Annotated in this window: 13 protein-coding genes and 1 tRNA gene; 10 read left to right on the top strand and 4 right to left on the bottom strand. The window is 60.1% G+C overall.

Features of this window, described 5'->3' with window-relative positions:
- Positions 1-272 precede the first annotated feature (272 nt).
- The 9 genes from MHH62_RS26145 (at position 273) to MHH62_RS26105 (ending at position 8,805) form a co-directional block, all read left to right on the top strand.
- Positions 273-1,046 (top strand): ABC transporter ATP-binding protein, encoded by a 774-nt coding sequence (locus MHH62_RS26145; RefSeq protein ID WP_010213906.1) that lies wholly within the window; start codon positions 273-275, stop codon positions 1,044-1,046.
- A gap of 13 nt (positions 1,047-1,059) precedes the next feature.
- Positions 1,060-1,812 carry an ABC transporter substrate-binding protein gene (locus MHH62_RS26140; protein WP_014716503.1) on the top strand — a complete coding sequence of 251 codons (753 nt, stop codon included), beginning with the start codon at positions 1,060-1,062 and terminating at the stop codon, positions 1,810-1,812.
- A 74-nt stretch (positions 1,813-1,886) separates the two neighbouring features.
- On the top strand, positions 1,887-2,582 hold the full coding sequence (locus MHH62_RS26135; RefSeq protein WP_005783890.1) for an ABC transporter permease: 696 nt from the start codon (positions 1,887-1,889) through the stop codon (positions 2,580-2,582).
- 38 nt (positions 2,583-2,620) lie between these two features.
- Positions 2,621-3,310, top strand: coding sequence for an ABC transporter permease (locus tag MHH62_RS26130; protein ID WP_032803763.1), 690 nt, complete (start codon positions 2,621-2,623; stop codon positions 3,308-3,310).
- Positions 3,291-4,478, top strand: coding sequence for a methyltransferase (locus tag MHH62_RS26125; protein ID WP_339232142.1), 1,188 nt, complete (start codon positions 3,291-3,293; stop codon positions 4,476-4,478). Before MHH62_RS26130 ends, MHH62_RS26125 begins: the two co-directional genes overlap by 20 nt.
- A 501-nt stretch (positions 4,479-4,979) precedes the next feature.
- A tRNA-Thr gene (locus MHH62_RS26120) sits at positions 4,980-5,055 on the top strand.
- A gap of 412 nt (positions 5,056-5,467) precedes the next feature.
- Entirely contained in the window at positions 5,468-6,811 is a 1,344-nt protein-coding gene (locus tag MHH62_RS26115; RefSeq protein ID WP_191948809.1) for a CHASE2 domain-containing protein, read from the top strand.
- A 37-nt stretch (positions 6,812-6,848) separates the two neighbouring features.
- On the top strand, positions 6,849-7,214 hold the full coding sequence (locus MHH62_RS26110) for a hypothetical protein (protein ID WP_014716500.1): 366 nt from the start codon (positions 6,849-6,851) through the stop codon (positions 7,212-7,214).
- Positions 7,215-7,227: 13 nt separating this feature from the next.
- Entirely contained in the window at positions 7,228-8,805 is a 1,578-nt protein-coding gene (locus MHH62_RS26105) for a M48 family metallopeptidase (protein WP_032901798.1), read from the top strand.
- Positions 8,806-8,885: 80 nt separating this feature from the next.
- Here the strand turns inward: MHH62_RS26105 and MHH62_RS26100 are convergent, their stop codons facing one another.
- Complete coding sequence (locus tag MHH62_RS26100; protein WP_014716498.1) at positions 8,886-10,202, bottom strand: OprD family porin; 1,317 nt, start codon at positions 10,200-10,202, stop codon at positions 8,886-8,888.
- Between the two features lie 408 nt (positions 10,203-10,610).
- Between MHH62_RS26100 and MHH62_RS26095 the strand changes: the two genes are divergently transcribed.
- Positions 10,611-12,686, top strand: a complete 2,076-nt coding sequence (locus tag MHH62_RS26095; RefSeq protein ID WP_339232141.1) for a TonB-dependent siderophore receptor — start codon at positions 10,611-10,613, stop codon at positions 12,684-12,686.
- 317 nt (positions 12,687-13,003) lie between these two features.
- On the opposite strand, the gene MHH62_RS26090 is transcribed toward MHH62_RS26095, so the two are convergent.
- From MHH62_RS26090 to MHH62_RS26080, 3 genes are all read right to left on the bottom strand, one after another.
- A complete protein-coding gene (locus MHH62_RS26090) occupies positions 13,004-13,219 on the bottom strand; it encodes a hypothetical protein (protein ID WP_014716496.1) in 216 nt (71 codons plus the stop codon).
- Between the two features lie 235 nt (positions 13,220-13,454).
- Positions 13,455-14,561, bottom strand: a complete 1,107-nt coding sequence (gene aguA / locus MHH62_RS26085) for an agmatine deiminase (protein WP_060767901.1) — start codon at positions 14,559-14,561, stop codon at positions 13,455-13,457.
- A 121-nt stretch (positions 14,562-14,682) separates the two neighbouring features.
- Positions 14,683-17,592 (bottom strand): aminotransferase, encoded by a 2,910-nt coding sequence (locus tag MHH62_RS26080; protein WP_336826717.1) that lies wholly within the window; start codon positions 17,590-17,592, stop codon positions 14,683-14,685.
- Positions 17,593-17,686: the final 94 nt, after the last annotated feature.

The following is a 17,686-nucleotide window of genomic DNA, read 5'->3' as shown; positions in this document are numbered from 1 at the left end:
GACCGTTTGCCCGGTTAACCCTTCCAACACCCGGCCAAAGCTGGCACCATCGCGCCCTTTTTTACGCGAAGCCTGTGGATCTTTCCGGTTCAAACGTCTGTAGGTTGTTGATGGCGCGACACGCTACTGCGCCGATGCGACACCCTGCCGCAGACCATCGGTTAACCGTCCGCAGCGCTGTTGGCTGTCATCCAAACGCTATGCTAGCTTGGCGCCTCGCCAGGAAGGCGGCCCAACAGCGAAGATCGCAACGAACACAATGAGGACCGCACATGGCCGAGGCCACGCCCGCGCTTGAAATCCGCAACTTGCACAAACGCTATGGTGAGCTTGAGGTACTCAAGGGTATCTCGCTGACCGCTCGCGACGGCGATGTGATCTCGATCCTGGGTTCCTCCGGTTCCGGCAAGTCCACCTTCCTGCGCTGCATCAACCTGCTGGAAAACCCGCACCAGGGCCAGATCCTGGTGGCCGGCGAAGAACTCAAGCTCAAGGCCGCGAAAAACGGCGAACTGATGGCCGCCGACGGCAAGCAGATCAACCGCCTGCGCAGCGAAATCGGGTTTGTGTTTCAAAACTTTAACCTGTGGCCGCACATGAGCATCCTCGACAACATCATCGAGGCCCCTCGTCGCGTGCTCGGCCAAAGCAAGGCAGAAGCCATAGAAGTGGCCGAGGCCCTGCTGGCCAAGGTCGGTATTGCCGACAAGCGCCACGCTTACCCTGCGCAACTCTCCGGCGGCCAGCAACAGCGGGCGGCGATTGCCCGCACCCTGGCGATGCAACCTAAAGTCATCCTGTTCGATGAGCCGACGTCGGCGCTTGACCCGGAAATGGTTCAGGAAGTACTTAATGTGATCCGCGCACTGGCCGAAGAAGGCCGCACCATGCTGCTGGTCACCCACGAAATGGGTTTCGCCCGTCAGGTATCCAGCGAAGTGGTGTTTTTGCACCAGGGCCTGGTCGAAGAGCAAGGATCGCCACAGCAGGTGTTTGAAAACCCGCTTTCGGCGCGCTGCAAACAATTCATGTCCAGCAACCGCTAACGGAGCAACATGCATGCAGACCTATAAGAAATTCCTTCTGGCCGCGGCCGTCTCGATGGCGTTCAGCGCCACGGCCATGGCAGAAACCTTGAAAATGGGGATCGAAGCGGCCTACCCGCCGTTCAACAATAAAGACGCCAGCGGTAACGTTGTCGGCTTCGACAAGGACATCGGCGACGCCCTGTGCGCCAAGATGAAAGTCGAAAAGTGCGAAGTGTATGTGTCCGACTGGGACGGCATCATCCCGGCCCTGAACGCCAAGAAGTTCGACTTCCTGGTGTCCTCGCTGTCGATCACCGACGAGCGCAAGCAGGCGGTGGACTTCACCGACCCGTACTATTCCAACAAGCTGCAGTTCATTGCGCCCAAAGCCACTGCGGATTTCAAGACCGACGCCACTTACCTCAAAGGCAAGGTGATCGGTGCACAGCGCGCAACGCTGGCCGGTACCTACCTGGAAGACAAGCTGCCGGACACCGAAGCCAAGCTCTACGACACACAGGAAAACGCCTACCTCGACCTGACCTCCGGTCGCCTCGACGGCATCCTGGCTGACAAGTACGTGCAGTACGAATGGCTCAAGAGCAAAGACGGCTCGGCCTATGAATTCAAAGGCGACCCGGTGGTAGAAAGCGACAAGATCGGTATCGCCGTACGCAAGGGCGACCCGCTGCGCGAGCGCCTGAACAAAGCCCTGGCAGAGATCAAGGCAGACGGCACCTACAAAAAGATCAACGACAAGTACTTCCCGTTCAGCATCGAATGATCTGAACGGCCTGCCCGGCGCGCTCCTGCGAGCGCGCTGGCTTTTAGCAATGCCTGCCGCGATATGAAAACACCATGAATTTCGATCTCTACGGATTCGGCCCGGCGCTCGCCGCCGGCGCGCTGATGACCGTCAAACTGGCGCTCACGGCCCTGTGCCTGGGGCTGGTGCTCGGCCTTGCCGGCGCCTTGGCCAAGACTTCGCCGTACAAGCCGCTGCAATGGCTGGGCGGTGCGTATTCGACCATCGTTCGCGGTATTCCCGAATTACTGTGGGTGCTGCTGATTTACTTCGGCACCGTCAATCTGATGCGTGCCCTGGGTGAGTTCTTCGGCAATCCAGACTTGTCCCTGAGCGCCTTCGCCGCCGGCGTCATCGCCCTGGGCCTGTGCTTCGGCGCCTACGCAACGGAAGTGTTCCGCGGCGCGATCCTCGCCATTCCCAAGGGCCACCGCGAAGCCGGTGTGGCGTTGGGGCTGTCGAAGTTTCGGATTTTCACCCGGCTGATCATGCCGCAAATGTGGCGTATCGCCCTGCCGGGCCTGGGTAACCTGTTCATGATCCTGATGAAAGACACCGCGCTGGTGTCGGTGATCGGCCTGGAAGAAATCATGCGCCACGCGCAGATCGGCGTGACCGTGACCAAGCAACCCTTCACCTTCTTCATGGTCGCGGCGTTCATGTACCTGGGCCTGACCGTACTGGCGATGACCAGCATGCACTTCCTGGAAAAACGCGCCGCCCGCGGCTTTGCAAGGAGCACCCAATGAGCGGCGACTACAGCTGGCTATCGCACTTTGACCTGGGCCTGAACTGGGCCGTGATCATCAAGTGGCTGCCGAAGTTGGCCCAGGGCGCAACCTTGACCCTGGAGCTGGTGGCAATCGCCGTGATCGCCGGTCTGCTGCTGGCGATCCCTCTGGGCATCGCCCGCTCTTCGCGCCGCTGGTACGTGAGCGCCCTGCCTTACGGCTACATTTTCTTCTTCCGTGGCACGCCGCTGCTGGTGCAGTTGTTCCTGGTGTATTACGGCCTGGCGCAGTTCGACGCCGTGCGCAACAGCTTCATGTGGCCGTACCTGCGCGACCCGTTCTGGTGCGCCACCGCCACTATGACCCTGCACACCGCCGCCTATATCGCCGAGATCCTGCGCGGTGCGATCCAGGCCATCCCGCCGGGAGAAATCGAAGCGGCGCGGGCCCTGGGCATGTCCAAGCCCAAGACGCTGTTCTACATCATTCTGCCACGCGCCTCGCGTATTGGCCTGCCGGCCTACAGCAACGAAGTGATCCTGATGCTCAAGGCCAGCGCCCTGGCCAGCACCGTGACCCTGCTGGAACTGACCGGCATGGCGCGCACCATCATTGCGCGCACTTACCTGCCGGTGGAGATTTTCTTCGCTGCGGGGTTGTTCTACCTGCTGATGGCCTACGTGCTGGTGCGCGGCTTCAAACTGCTGGAAAAATGGCTGCGCGTCGATGCGTGCCAAGGACGTTGAGGCACGCTTCCAGGCACTGGATGCATTCCTGATCGAGCACCAAGGGCTGTGGCGACCACGGCCCTTTACCCAGTTGCAGTTGCCCTGGGAAACCGAGCATCCGGAATTATCCCGGTGGTTGCGTCAGCGCTCGCTGGCCGAAGCTGAAGCCAGTCATAACCAACCCCACGACCTGCCCGCGCCCGCACCGTTTCCACAGCTGGCCGCTCGCGCGCTGCGCCTCGGCGCTGTGGATAAGTTACCCACGCACACCCTTGAGCCCGCTCGCCATCGCCTGAATGTCGACGTGCCCGGGCGCAAATGGCAACAGATCGAAGCCTTCGGCGCCGCGCTGACTTTTGCCCAAACGCCTGCCCACTGGCTGGACTGGTGCGCCGGCAAAGGCCATCTAGGCCGCCGCCTGCTGCAACCCGGCCAACAGCTGACCTGCCTGGAACACGACCCCGCCCTCATCGCCTCCGGCCAAGCCTTGAGTGATCGCCACGACCTCCACGCAACCCATCACCTCCAAGACGTCATGGCGGATGTCGCGATCCAGCCCGAACACACACCGGTCGCCCTGCATGCCTGCGGCGACCTGCATGTGCGCCTGCTGCAACTGGCCAGCGCCGCAGGCTGCAAACAACTGGCCCTGGCGCCCTGCTGCTACAACCGCATCACCGCCGACCGTTATCAGGCCGTCTCGGCCGCCGGGCGCGCCTCACTGCTGCAACTGTCGATTGATGACCTGGGCCTGCCCCTGAGCGAAACCGTCACCGCCGGCAACCGTGTACGCCAACAACGAGACACCTCCATGGCCAGGCGCCTGGGCTTTGACCAACTACAGCGGCAAGTGCGCGGCTGCGACGACTACCTGCCAACACCTTCCCTGCCCGCCAGTTGGCTGGATAAATCCTTTGCCGACTACTGCCAGGAACTGGCGAGCCTCAAGGGCTTATCCACAGGTGTTCAGGACTGGCAGGCCCTGGAAGCCCACGGCTGGCAGCGCCTGGCCGAAGTGCGCAACCTTGAGTTAGTGAGAGGCTTGTTTCGACGCCCATTGGAACTGTGGTTGGTATTGGACCGAGCACTGTTCATGGTGGAACAGGGCTACAACGTCGAGGTCGGCAGCTTCTGCGAACCATCGTTGACCCCTCGCAACCTGATGGTGCTGGCCGAGCGCGAATAAAGGGCAAAAAATCCTACAAGCGCCTTGTGGATAACTCTGTTGATGAATAGTTTGCAGAGGCCCTAGATATAGGCACTTCACACCCAAAGCCGGCCTGGTTATTTTTTGTTCACAAAATAAAATGCACACAAAACAGGCAGTTGCAGCGTGTTGAGAACTGCTGCACAAAATGGCTGTTTCGGGACAACCGTTACCAACCGATTGTGCATAAGCATCTGGCGCCAGACGCATAACGGGCTCTTTGTGCGGGCTGTTTGGCGCGTTTGGCAAGGGGTAAAGCCCGTTGTGCATCAGGTTACGAGGGGGTCTGTCCAAGGGATGCTTGAACCCTATCGATCTCGTCTACTGCATGGAGTTGGACCCGTACTTTGCACGCGCTCTTCAACCTGTGAAGACACGGGGAAAACGCCCTAATCGCGAGAAACCTCCGACTTTGCAAAAATAGTCAGAATTCAGGGGTTTACAGAACCTTTCCAATCGCTATAATCGTCGCCCTAACACGCCGGTATAGCTCAGTTGGTAGAGCAACTGACTTGTAATCAGTAGGTCCCGGGTTCGACTCCTGGTGCCGGCACCATACAAAACAAAGCCTCCACAGAAATGTGGGGGCTTTGTTGTTTCCGCATGTCCACATCCTGTCCACACCTTGCCATCCCGCAGCGCAAGCCTCATCGCGGTGAGATCGACAAATCAACCGACTACCAGGGTGGCAAATACAAAGACTGCCTTTTCGCACTCCTATTTCCAGGAGATGAGGGAGGTGATGATTGAATAGCCCAGGAACGTTGAGCAATAGCGAAGTGATGTGGTGCCTAGGCTGGCCGCCCGAAGCCCACGGAATAAAACCCCGGCCTGGACACGCCCGGGCTTTTTTACGAATGACGATCCATGCGCCCATCGCGATATGGCACTTAGCCACTTTTCCAATTGACACCCCCTCCCCACTCCGTTAAAAACCCCGCCTTGCTTGCGTTTTTATCGAGACATGGATGTTGTCCAAACCCCCGCTATTCAAATACCGCCGCTATTGGCTGGCGGTCATCATCGTGTTGCTGGCGATTCTTGATCCTTTCGGCCTGGCCAGTTCCAGCGACAAGGCGTCGGCGCAGTGGCTCAATCGCATGTTCGCCAGTCACTACCCGAGCCTTGGGCAGCAGCGGGTGGCGGTGGTGTTGATCGATGATGCCTACCTGATGCGCAATAACAGTTCGTGGCCCATGCCGTATGGCGAGCAGAGTAAGTTGTTCAAGCGGTTGCTGGCGTACAAGCCCCAGGCGGTGTTTGTGGATTTGCTTTATAGCCACGACCACTCGTTCGGTGACCCTGCGCGGGGCAGTCAGTTGCTGGCGAATGTGTTTGAGCGTTATCAGCGCCAAGGCATCCCGCTGTGGCTGGCCAATACGGGGTTGATGCGCGCAGAGGCGGGCCAGGCGAATACGCTGGCGCCGTTTATGCAGGTGAGCCAGCCGGCCCTGGTGGTGTGGGAAGGCGTGGATGACAAATATCCACTGGCGATGAAGACACAGGCAGGGTTGTTGGAAACCCCTGCCATGTCGCTGTACCGGGTGTTCTGCGCCACGCAGCACTGCAAGCCGCCGCCGGTGGATGCGCAAACCGCTGCTCAGCGCCAGCCCATCGCGGTGCAATGGGGGCTGAAGCTGGCACCCGAGCAGGCGCGTATTGCCGATATCCGCCACTGCGCGCCGGCACGGCATTTTTTGCTGGATGGGGTGGCGCAGTTCTTCCAGGCGGTGTTCTGGAAACTCGATGACTCGGCCCAGGCGCGCTGCCCTTATACGCTGACGTTGTCGGCCAGTGACCTGGAGGTCAGCGACCCCGACGACCAGGCACTGGTCGCCGAATTGCTGCGCGACCGCCTGGTGTTGGTGGGCGCCAATATCGCCTCGACAGGGGACTTGGTGGAGTCGCCGGTGCACGGCCAACTCCCCGGCGTTTACCTGCACGCCATGGCGCTGGACAACCTGATCAATACGGGCATGGACTACGACCATGAACCGGCCAATTTCCCCCACCTGCCGTTCAATTGGCTGGACCTGCTGGAGCTCGGGCTGCTGGCGTTGATCGCCGTGCTCAAGGCGCTGCACGCACGTCGCCTGGCGGGCCATCGCCCCTGGAGCCGGTGGCGTCGCCAGGAAATCTGGTTTTTTGCCTCGCCATGCCCGTCGTGGCTGTTGGTGATGTCGATGTTGGCGGGGGTCAGTGTGTTGCTGAGCCTCAATGACATCACCCCGGTCAACGTGCTGGGCATTGTGTTGCTGTCGTTGGTGCTGTTCAGCGAGCGGATCGAAGCCTTCTTCGACCGCGATCGCTGAGTGCGCCGCTCTGCTATCTGACTCAAGGAAACCAAGGATGAACAGAAGCCTCATCGTCTTGCTCGCCGCCCTCTTCACCCAGGGCGCCTGGGCAGAAACCCACAGTATCAAGGCGTTCCTCGCCGACCCGGTGACCGTGCTGGACGAGCAGGGCAAGCAACAACGTGAGCTGGCGAAAAAGGACGCGCCCACCCAGCCCCTGCCGGTGTTGCAGTACAACCAGGCGCTGGACCTGGTGCAGGTAGAACTGGCAGGCCAGAAGGTGTGGCTGGACACCATGGACCTGCGCATCGAGCCACCGCTGAACGTCGTGGACCTGCCCTGCCAGGGCCTGACCAAAAGCCAGGCCAAGGACAGCCGCAACAACTCCACCATCGGTTTTGGTGCCGGCTGCAATCAATAAAAGGAGCGTTGCGGTGAAGGGATATCTAGTAGCAGCCAGCCTGTTGGCCAGTTCGGTGCTCAGTGGTTGCGCCACCTTGAAAGGCGCAGACCAGGCATTTCTGAACCTGGTGGGGCCCTCGACCCAGTCCCGGGTTCAGGGCCACTACGTGGACAACAGCGACGTACGCCAGTATTACAAGCTCGACCCACAACGTCAGAGCAAACAGCGCCTGAGCTACGACGGGCGTGCGGTGCCGGCCGCTGAAGCGCGCCAGCAGAACCTGGTGGATATCCCCATGCTGCAAGCCTACCTGCAGGGCATTGTCACGCGCTTGTCCAAAGGCTGGCCGGGGGAGTTGCCGCCGCTGCAGGTGAAGATCACCGACAGCTATGGCTTCGGGCCGTCGGCAGACCCTTACGGCAATCTGTTCGTGCCGCTGGGCATGCTGGACAACGTCGCCAGTGAAGATGAAATCGCCGCGATGCTTGGCCATGAAATGAGCCACGTATTGCTGCATCACCATGACCGCATGGCCGCTTTCCAGCAGCAGAAAGACATGTTCACCACCGTGGCCTCCACGGTCGCCTTGGCCACCATGGCTGCCGATACGGGCGTGGACCGCAGCTCCGGTACGATGAAACTGTTCAGTAAAGACCCGGCCGGCACCCAGAAGACCATCGGTAATACCGTGCTGTACACCGCCCTGGCCAATACCTTTTCCGATCAGGTATGGAGCACCGCCTGGGGCCGCAGCCAGGAAGACCAGGCCGACTTGCTGGGCACCGACTTGATGATCCGCGCCGGTTACGCGCCGCGAGCCGCCACCCATAGCCTGGAACGCCTCAACGACTTCCAAGGCAAGCAGAAACCCTTGCTCACGGGGTTCCTCACCGCGCGCAAGAATGCCATGCAGGATTCGCTGCAGCAGTTCAATCTCAACCAGTTCACCAAAGAGCTGGACGTGCTGGTCAAGGATGGCTTGACCACCGGCCTCACCGCGACCAGCCAATATTTCAACCGCTCACATATGTCGGCCATGGACCGCGACACCGAGCTGCGCCAGTACTTGCAACGCGAATATCGCCAGGAACGCCGCGCCCGGGTCAACCCGCAAAGCTGGGCGAAAATGAAGAGCACGCCCCAGGTCGCGAAGGCTTTGCAGGGCTATAAAGACGCGTACTTCGCGATTGATGCCCTGGAGAAAAACAAGGTGCCAGACGCTGACGCTTTCATCCGCAAGGCCCTGGCTTCGCCGGTAAAAGACCAGCCGAGCATTCGGCGCACTGCCTATACTGTGCGCCTGGCCCAAGGCAAAAACAGCGAAGCGGTGAAAGAGTTGCAGGCGATCAAGGACTGGTCCCTGGCCGGGCCTTCCACCTATGACTTGATGATCAGCTACCACCTCAAACGCGGTGACGGGCAATCGGCACTGGCGATGATCGATAAGGCAGAACGCAACCTGGGCTCGGAGGAACTGTTTATTACCGAAAAGCTGCTGGCCAACCAGCAACTGCAGAATGCGCAGCAGGTGCAAACGGTGTTGCGCAAGTGCGAGCAGTACCCGACACGCAAGGAAAACTGCAAGAAACTCGCGCCAGCCAAGGCCTAGGTAGCAGCCTCCAGGCATAAAAAAACCCCGAACCAGTCGGGGTTTTTTATGGCCTGGCATCAGGCACGACATTCGATCAATTAGAAAACGTTGATCGGGTAGTCGGCGAACAGACGGATTTCGTTACCGCCTACGTTGTACTCGCTGGCGTTGTTGGAAACGCGCAACCACGAGGCACGAGCACGCAGGCTCAGGTCTTTGGCTGGGCCGCTCTGTACCACGTACTTGAACTGGTTCCAGATTTCACGCTCGGTACCATCGCCACGGTTGGTACCGTCGTCGATGTTGGTACCGCGCACGTAGGCAATGTTGTAGGTCAGGCCCGGTACGCCGAAGGTGGCGAAGTCGATGCCGTAACCTGCTTGCCAGGAGCGCTCGTCCTTGCCGTTGAAGTCGGACCAGTAGGAGTTGGCCAGCAAGATGGTATTGCCGCCGTCGCCGATACCGCCGGCGTTGCGGTAGCCGCCGTACAGGTAGCCAGTGTCACCGGTGCTGCGCTGGTGAGCGATGGTGAAGCTGTGCGGGCCAACGGCCCACGTGGCGCCCAGGCTCCAGATTTTGTTGTCGCGCGCGTCAGCGTCTTTTTGGTTTTCCAAGGCGAAGCTGCGATCCAGCTTGGTCTTGTAGCCATTGAAGTCAAACGTCAGCGACTGCTGCTGCGGCAAGGCCAGCACGTAGTTGACGTTGACGTATTGCTTCTTCAACACGTCCTGCATGTCGGAGGCGTAAAGGGCAGCCGACAGGCTCTCGGTGAATTTGTAGCTACCACCGATATAGTCGATGCTTTTCAGGCGGCCGCTGTCGGTGCCTTCCATGCTCTTGCGCGCTTCTTTAGTGAAATGACCCGCGTCCAATTGCAGACCGGCGATTTCTTTAGAGACGATCGAAGTACCGGTGTAGGTTTCCGACAACAGGCGAGAGTTGTCGTACTGCAGCACAGGCACAGCCGGGAACTGATCACCGTACTTGAGTACAGTGTTGGAAACGCGGAACTTAACGGCAGCGCCGCCTTTGGCCAGGTCGTGCGGTGCCGAGCCTGGGTTTGGCTTGCCGTTGTCATCAAGAGTGCCGTTGCCCTGCTTGAAGAAGTCGATACCGCCGGCGCCAGCGCGACCTTTACCACCGTCCAGGCGGATAGCGTATTGGCCAATCACATCCACACCCACACCCACGGTGCCTTGGGTGAAGCCGGACTCGAACTTGCCGATGAAGCCTTGGCCCCATTCAGCTTTGTCCTGCTTGCCGTTTTTGTAGTCACGGCTGATGTAGGCGTTACGTGCTGCGATGTTCAGGTGGCTGTCTTCAACGAAACCCTTGGATTGCTCCTGGTCGTTTGCCATTGCTGTCGATGCGCTCAAAATCCCCAGAGCGATCAGACTCATCCGTTGCTTCAACATATTCTTATATTCCTTATTACGGGTTGAGTACGCGCTGTGACACCAGGCTCCTGTTGCTTTTCTGGTGTCGACCTTGCCAGCAAAAAGAAGGCCCGCGGACGACTGAACTGCCGCGGGCCTTTTTTTATTTGGATTAGTCATGGCGGTTAGCCACAGGCGTTGGGCGCAATCCTATGCGGGCGTTGAACTATGTGTCAATTTCGTGAATCGTCTGTATTTAGGCGATATTCGTCTAAGCGGCGAGCGGAGGCGCAGGGATGAAAGCCTGAAAAGCGCCTTGAATCCCCCTCGAAACACATTAAGTAACAAATCCGACAGAGCGGACGTTAGGGAATAGATAACACGCGCAAATGCAAAGCATTACCATTCGCGCACAATTTTCCTGCCACGTCATTTGGATACGCTCCCATGCCTGCCCCTCGCCTGACGCCCCTCTCCCTTGGGCTCTCTGTTCTGCTGTCTGCCGGTTTTGCCGGTGCGGCCACGGTCTTGCCTGAAACCTCGATCAGTGTGGAAGCAGACGAAGACGACCCACGGGTCAAGGAGACCAGCACCGCCACACGCACCGCGACGGCTGTTCGCTATGTGCCCCAGGCGATCGACTCAGTCAAAACCGAAAGCCTGCGCTCCTATGGCACCAACGAGCTGGGCCAGGCGTTGAGCGGTATCCCCAACGTCAGCAGCGGCGCCGATACACGCTTCGACAGCCTGCGCATACGTGGTTTCGACGCCAGCAATGACTTCTATCTGGATGGCATTCGCGACGACAGCCAGTACGTGCGCGACCTGCATAACATCGAGCGTATCGAAGTACTCAAGGGGCCGGCTGCGGTGCTTTACGGGCGAGGCGGCCAGGGCGGCATCGTCAACCGGGTGAGCAAAATGCCAACCCCAGGGCAAAAATCCAGCATCGAAGCCCAAGGCGGCAGCAACGATTTGCGCAGCCTGTATGCCGACCTGAGCACCGACCCCATCGACAACATCAGCCTGCGCCTGAACATGGGCAACCAGGATAACAACAGCTTTCGCGATGGCGTCAGCGGCAACCGCCAGTTGTTCGCGCCGTCAATGAGCTGGCAGCTCACTCCAGAGCTGAACTGGCTGGTGCAATACGAATACAGCCGTTACAACCGCACCCCAGACCGTGGCATTCCGGGCGTCAACGGGCGCCCGGCGGATGTGAGCCGCAGCACCACTTACTTTGATCACGGCGATTACATCGACGATAAATCCCAGTCCCTGCGTTCCAAACTCGCCTACGAGCTCAACGCCGACTGGCAACTGCGCCACACCCTCGGCGTGTTCAAGCTCGACAGTGATTTCGACAATACCTACCAGACCGGCTATGACCCGAAAACCAACAGCGTCACCCGCCAACACTGGCAGCAGGACCTGACCACCCGCAACGTGTTCAACAACCTGGAACTGGAAGGCGGTTTCGACACCTTTGGCCTGGAGCACCGCCTGCTCACCGGTATTGAGCTGGGCAGCCAGCGCCGTGATCCGAAGCTGTACTCCGCTCGCGATGGCAAGACAGTGCCGAGCCTGGACCTCAACCAACCCAATCGCCGCCTGAGCCACACCGGGAGCATGCGACTGTCGAGTAACAACCACACCGAAGTCGAAAGCCGCGCCCTCTACATACAGGACCAACTGCGCCTGAATGACCAGTGGCAACTGCTGGGCGGGCTGCGTTATGACCGTTTCGAAGTGGACACCACCAACAAGCTGCTCGACATCCAACAGAACGTGCAAAGCCACAGCACCAGCCCGCGGGTCGGCCTGGTGTGGACGCCCCTGGAACACCACTCGTTCTATGCTTCGTGGAGCAAGACCTTCACACCAGCCGGCGGCGGCCTGATCGGCATCACGCCGAACGCCACCGGCAACGCCAACGACCTGAGCCCGGAGCTGACCAAGCAAAAGGAAATCGGCGTGAAGAGCGACTGGTTCGACGAACGCCTGAGCACCACCCTGGCCGTGTACGAACTGGAACTCTACAACCGCCGCACCAGCGACCCGCTGGACCGCACCATTACGCTGCTCACTGGCGAGCAACGCTCACGCGGCGTGGAGCTGACCGCCACCGGCAAGATCGTCGACAACTGGTATGTGCGCGGCGGCGTAGGCCTGCAGAACGCCAAGGTCGAGAAGGACAACAATGGCTTTGAAGGCAAACGAATCAGCGACGTGGCCAAGCGCAACGCCAGCCTGTTCATCACCTGGAAACCGCAGATGGGCTGGTACGCGGAAACCGGTTTGACCCTGGTGGGTGATCGATATGCCGACAACCTCAACACCGTGGTGTTGCCGGGTTATGGCCGCTGGGACGCGCTGGCCGGGTTCCGTCAGAAAGAGTGGGACGTGAGGGCGGCGCTGAACAATATTGCCGACAAAAACTACTACGCCTCGGCGACCAGTGCGGCGCAGATTCAACCGGGGGAGCCGCGAAGCCTGGTGGTCACCGGTACCTACAGCTTCTGACACGCCTCATGTGAAACAAAGCCAGCCCCCACACTGGTTAGGCATTGCCCACAACATCAGCGCCTGGCGCAGATCCCTGTGGGAGCGGGCTTGCCCGCGAAAGCGGTGTGCCAGTCACTGGATGTTTAACTGAACCACCGCCATCGCAGGCAAGCCAGCTCCCACACTGGTTAGGTAGTGCCCACAACATCAGCGCCTGGCGCAGATCCCTGTGGGAGCGGGCTTGCCCGCGAAAGCGGTGTGCCAGTCACTGGATGTTTAACTGAACCACCGCTATCGCAGGCAAGCCAACTCCCACAGTTGGTTTCAGGTGTTCTTTAGTTGCTCATTACCTCGCACAACGCCTGCACTTCATCCTCCGTGAACAACCCCAACGGGTAGCGCTCACTCATCACACTGCGCAAGTCAGACGCTTGTCTGGCCTGTCGCGAGCCGTTCGCCTTCAACCAAAGGGCCAACGCATGGATGGCGTCACCGTCGACCCGCAAAGGGTGGAACGTACGCGTGTTCATCAGGTGGACATCGGCATTCATTTCAGCGCTCTCTCCTGCTGCGTGAGCGGCTAACTTACTCAAGGTTTGTGACAGAACTACGCGGTCATCCCCCTTGGGCCACTGTAACCACAGCGATACAAGAGCTATGCCAATGTGCCCTGTTCACCGGCATGCAGGCATGAAAAAGCCCGCGACCGGGCTGGGTCGCGGGCTTGCGGGGAACACTGCAAACGCGCGGTGCTCGTGCGCCATCAAGGCGCTGTTACAACTGCACTCACTTTCGCTGCGGAGCTGGCTGCTGTTGGGTCAGGCAATGGATATTGCCCCCACCCAGTAACAGTTCGCGGCCCGGCACCATCACCACTTCATGCTGTGGGAAAAGGTTCTGCAGGATCTGCTTGGCCTGGTCGTCCATCGGATCATCGAAGCTCGGCGCGATGATGCCGCCGTTGACGATCAGGAAGTTGACATAGGAACCGGCCAACCGCACGGTCGGATTACGCTCCTGGCTGCCCTCAACCAGGTCTACCCCGGCGCATTCCTCCTCAGTGGCATACAGCGGACCCGGGATCGGCATTTTATGCACGATGAACGAGCGGCCCTGGGCATCGGTGCTGCTTTGCAGCACGTCCATGGCTGCGTGGCAGCGTGGGTAGTTCGGGTCTTGCGGGTCATCGGTCCAGGCCAGCAACACTTCGCCCGGGCGCACGTAGCAGCAGAAGTTATCCACATGGCCGTCGGTTTCGTCGTTGAACAGGCCATCCGGCAACCAGATGATCTTATCCACAGCCAGGTTATCGCTGAGCACCGCCTCAATAGCCGCACGATCAAGGTGTGGGTTGCGGTTGCGGTTCAACAGGCATTCTTCGGTGGTGATCAGGGTGCCTTCGCCGTCGACATGAATCGAACCGCCTTCAAGCACGAAGCCTTCAGTGCGGTAACGCGGTGCGCGCTCCATCTCGAGGATCTTGCCTCCCACTTGGGAATCGCGGTTCCACGGGGAATACAGGCCGCCGTCAAAACCACCCCAGGCGTTGAAGTCCCAGTTCACACCCCGTACTTCACCACTGCCGTTGATCACGAAAGTCGGGCCGGTGTCGCGAACCCACGCGTCGTCATTGGACATTTCCACCAGGCGGATATTGGGTACGTCCAGGCGGGCACGGGCGTTTTCGTACTGGCTGGCGGAGACCGCGACGGTCACCGGCTCAAAACGTGCGATAGCCTTGGCCACCGCCACATGGGCCGCCTGCGCTGGCTTACCGCCCAGGCGCCAGTTGTCTGGGCGCTCGGGCCAGATCATCCAGGTCTGGGTCTGGGGCGCCCATTCGGCAGGCATATGAAAGCCATCGGCGCGAGGTGTGCTGTGCAAGGTGGTCATGGCGATCAGGGCTCCGAATGGGGTGAAGGGCAACTTTATAATGGATAAAAATCGGCTTTAACAGACTAAAAACATGATAGGTGCTCGGGTCTGCAAAAAATAGCCGATAACAATCGATAAATCACAGTTGTTCATCCAGCACTTTGGACAGCATGTCCACAAAGAAGTCCACGCTGCGCCTGGACGTCACCATCGGCGGCTTGATTTTGAGGATATTCAGATAATCACCGGTAGGTTGCATGAAAATCCCCAGCTCCCGCAGGCGATCACACAACAAGGCGGTTTCTGCCGTCGCAGGTTCCAGGGTGTGGCGATCACGCACCAGTTCAAGGCCCAGATAGAAGCCCGAACCGTGCACGGCCCCGACGAGTGGATGGCGATCAATCAATTCCTCCAGTCGTGCCTTGAAATGCCCGCCTACCACTTGGGCGTTTTCCCACAGCTTTTCCTCTTCCATCACGTCCAGCACTGCCATGCCGATCCGGCAACTGACCGGGCTGCCTCCCGATGACGAGAAGAAGTAACCCTCGGCCTCCAGCGCCTCGGCAATCTCTCGGCGGGTAATCACTGCGCCCAACGGCTGGCCGTTGCCCATGCCCTTGGCCATGGTAATGATGTCAGGCACCACACCCTGCTGTTCAAACCCCCAGAAGAAATGCCCCATGCGGCCGTAACCCACCTGCACTTCATCGGCGATGCACACGCCCCCCTGGGCACGCACCAAGCCATACACCTGTTGCAGGTAACCCGCTGGCAGGGAGATGCCACCGGCGTTGCCGTACACCGGTTCACAGATAAACCCGGCCAATTGACGCTGGCTCGCGGCGATTTTCGCCAGGTTATGCTCAACACTTCGTACATAGTCCGGCGCGCTGTCCGGCCCGCGGAATTCACCGCGGTAAGTATTGGGCGCGGTCACCGGGTGTACCCAATCCGGGCGGCTGCTCAAGGCCTGGGGGTTATCGGCAATCGAGGTGGACACGGCATCCGCCGCCACCGACCAGCCGTGGTAGGCCTCCAGCACGCTGAGCATGTCGCGCCCGCCGCTGTAGGCCCAGGCCAAACGAATCGCCAGGTCATTGGCCTCCGTGCCGCTGTTGACCAGGAACACCCGGTCCATGCCCTGTGGCGCCAACGCCAGCAGGCGCTCGGAGAACTCGGCAATTGCCGCATAGTGGAAGCGCGAGTTGGTGTTGAGCAACGACCATTGCCGAGCCGCCACCTCAGCCATGCGCGGGTGGCCATGGCCCAGCACGGCCACGTTGTTGAGCATGTCGAGGTAGGATCGGCCCTGCATATCGATCAGGTGGTTACGCCAGCCGCGCTCGATACGCGGTGGGTCGGCGTAGTAGTGCTTCTGGGAGCGGGCAAAGCTGGCATCCCGCCGGGCCAGCAGGGCCTGCGGGTCCAGTTCCGGCTCAGCATCACAGGCCAGGCCCAACAGCGCCGAGGGTGACGGGCACAACGCCTGCCACGCCAACGCCCGGGAAGGTGTGCAGAACAGCGGCGGCTCAAGGTCGGCGCGGCATAACTGCACAGTCAACGGCGCCTGCACCTCGCCCAGCACCTGCCCTTTGACCAGCGTTGCGCCGGGCTTGAGTGACGTGCGCACGCCCCACAGGCGCAGGCTCAGCTCACTGTCGTGCAAGCACAGCAAGCCGTCGGCACCTTCGCGCAGCGTTCCCGCAAAGGGTGCTTCCAGAACCGTGCCGTGAGGCAGGTGCAGTTCGACATGCAGGGGTAATGTCTCGGGCTCTAGCGCACTGTCGGGGCGGGTGCGCGACAAGCGGTATTGCCCATAACGACTGGCCGCCAGCCCATGCACCGTCGCCGCTTGATCCAGCAAGCGCCGATCGATGCCGGGAGTTTCCCAATTGCCAGCCTCGAAATGCGGGCTGAGTACGCCCAGGTCGATCAGCGCGAACTCGCGCCCCACCAAGCCTGGCAATAAAGGCGCGAAGTCTTGGTTGGCGACGGGCGGTAATGTTTCACCGACGCTGCACAGAATCGCTGCTTGCATGAGTTCAAAGGGCACCGACGTGGCGATATGGAAGATTTCCCACTCGTGTTCGGCGTTTTTCTTTAGATAAACGTTATCCGGGTCCAGGCATTGCTGCTGCTCACTGCTGAGCACCAACACTGCCGCGCGGGCGACGATCAACGGCCACAACACCTCCAACTCTTCGCGCTGCAACGGCGTGACCGCGTGGCAGGCCTGGATCGCCGGCAAGACGGCAAACGGATCACCGTCGGCATGGTGCAACAGCGCCGCGCAGGTCACCGACAGGTCGGCAACTCGCCAGGTACGCACCAGATCGCCAAAATCGATCACGCCTTGTATACGCCAGTGCCGCTGGACATCACGCTGCCACACCACATTGTCATCGGTGATATCCATGTGCACCGCTTGCCACGGCAGGTGTGCCGCCAACGGCTGGACATGCGCCTCGACCTGCCTGGCCACCTGCTCCAAAGCAGCACGCTGCGGCAGGTCGGGCAAGGTTGCCAGCAGGTGGGCGATCAATGCCTGCGCGTGGCGCGGGTCCCATTGCAGGGTGCGCGCAAGGCCAGGGTGCTCGAAATCTGCCAGCGCGAGGCTCATCTGCCCGCACAGCTCACCAAAGCCTTCGATCACGGTGCGGCTCAGGTGGGGTAAATGCGTCAGGGGCTGGCCGTCGATGTAGCCCAATAGCCGCAGGTGCAGGGTTTGGCCATCGACGTTGACCGTCAGTAGATCCTCGCCCTCCACGGTCGGGATGACCTTGGGCACGCGCAGGCCGGGATGCGTGCCCAGGCTGTTGAGGGCCGCATGCTGGGCCTGGAGTTCAAGCGCGGCGTAGTCACCTCGGCAGATCTTCAGAACAAAGCGGCCCCGAGTGCTGTCAACTCTATAGTTGAGGTCTTGTTGACTGCCCAATGAGCGTAATTTGCCCGTCATTCCATAATGTCGCTCGAGCAGGTGTGCTGCCTGCTCGAGGGTTACTTGTGGGCAAGGCAAGCTGGCACGGTGGGTCAACGTGGCTAACGACATTGTGACGACCTTTGTTTTTTCAGGCGTCTATATCGCCATTGTTCTGTGGCGTTAATCAACCCCTTCTGCTCACGGTGCTTGCGCCAGCCCGATT

Origin of the sequence: Pseudomonas sp. FSL L8-0168, assembly GCF_037976155.1 — a bacterium.
GTDB classification, from domain to species: Bacteria; Pseudomonadota; Gammaproteobacteria; order Pseudomonadales; family Pseudomonadaceae; genus Aquipseudomonas; species Aquipseudomonas paracarnis.
Note: the sequence above shows the minus strand (reverse complement) of the source record. Positions and strands in the feature narration are given on the sequence as shown.

Bases quoted from the DNA above. Each gene is read 5' to 3' on its own strand.
- MHH62_RS26145 (WP_010213906.1), top strand. From the start codon at position 273: ATGGCCGAGGCCACGCCCGCGCTTGAAATCCGCAACTTGCACAAACGC.
- MHH62_RS26140 (WP_014716503.1), top strand. From the start codon at position 1,060: ATGCAGACCTATAAGAAATTCCTTCTGGCCGCGGCCGTCTCGATGGCG.
- MHH62_RS26135 (WP_005783890.1), top strand. From the start codon at position 1,887: ATGAATTTCGATCTCTACGGATTCGGCCCGGCGCTCGCCGCCGGCGCG.
- MHH62_RS26125 (WP_339232142.1), top strand. From the start codon at position 3,291: ATGCGTGCCAAGGACGTTGAGGCACGCTTCCAGGCACTGGATGCATTC.
- MHH62_RS26115 (WP_191948809.1), top strand. From the start codon at position 5,468: ATGTTGTCCAAACCCCCGCTATTCAAATACCGCCGCTATTGGCTGGCG.
- MHH62_RS26110 (WP_014716500.1), top strand. From the start codon at position 6,849: ATGAACAGAAGCCTCATCGTCTTGCTCGCCGCCCTCTTCACCCAGGGC.
- MHH62_RS26100 (WP_014716498.1), bottom strand. From the start codon at position 10,202: ATGTTGAAGCAACGGATGAGTCTGATCGCTCTGGGGATTTTGAGCGCA.
- MHH62_RS26095 (WP_339232141.1), top strand. From the start codon at position 10,611: ATGCCTGCCCCTCGCCTGACGCCCCTCTCCCTTGGGCTCTCTGTTCTG.
- MHH62_RS26090 (WP_014716496.1), bottom strand. From the start codon at position 13,219: ATGAATGCCGATGTCCACCTGATGAACACGCGTACGTTCCACCCTTTG.
- aguA (WP_060767901.1), bottom strand. From the start codon at position 14,561: ATGACCACCTTGCACAGCACACCTCGCGCCGATGGCTTTCATATGCCT.
- MHH62_RS26080 (WP_336826717.1), bottom strand. From the start codon at position 17,592: ATGTCGTTAGCCACGTTGACCCACCGTGCCAGCTTGCCTTGCCCACAA.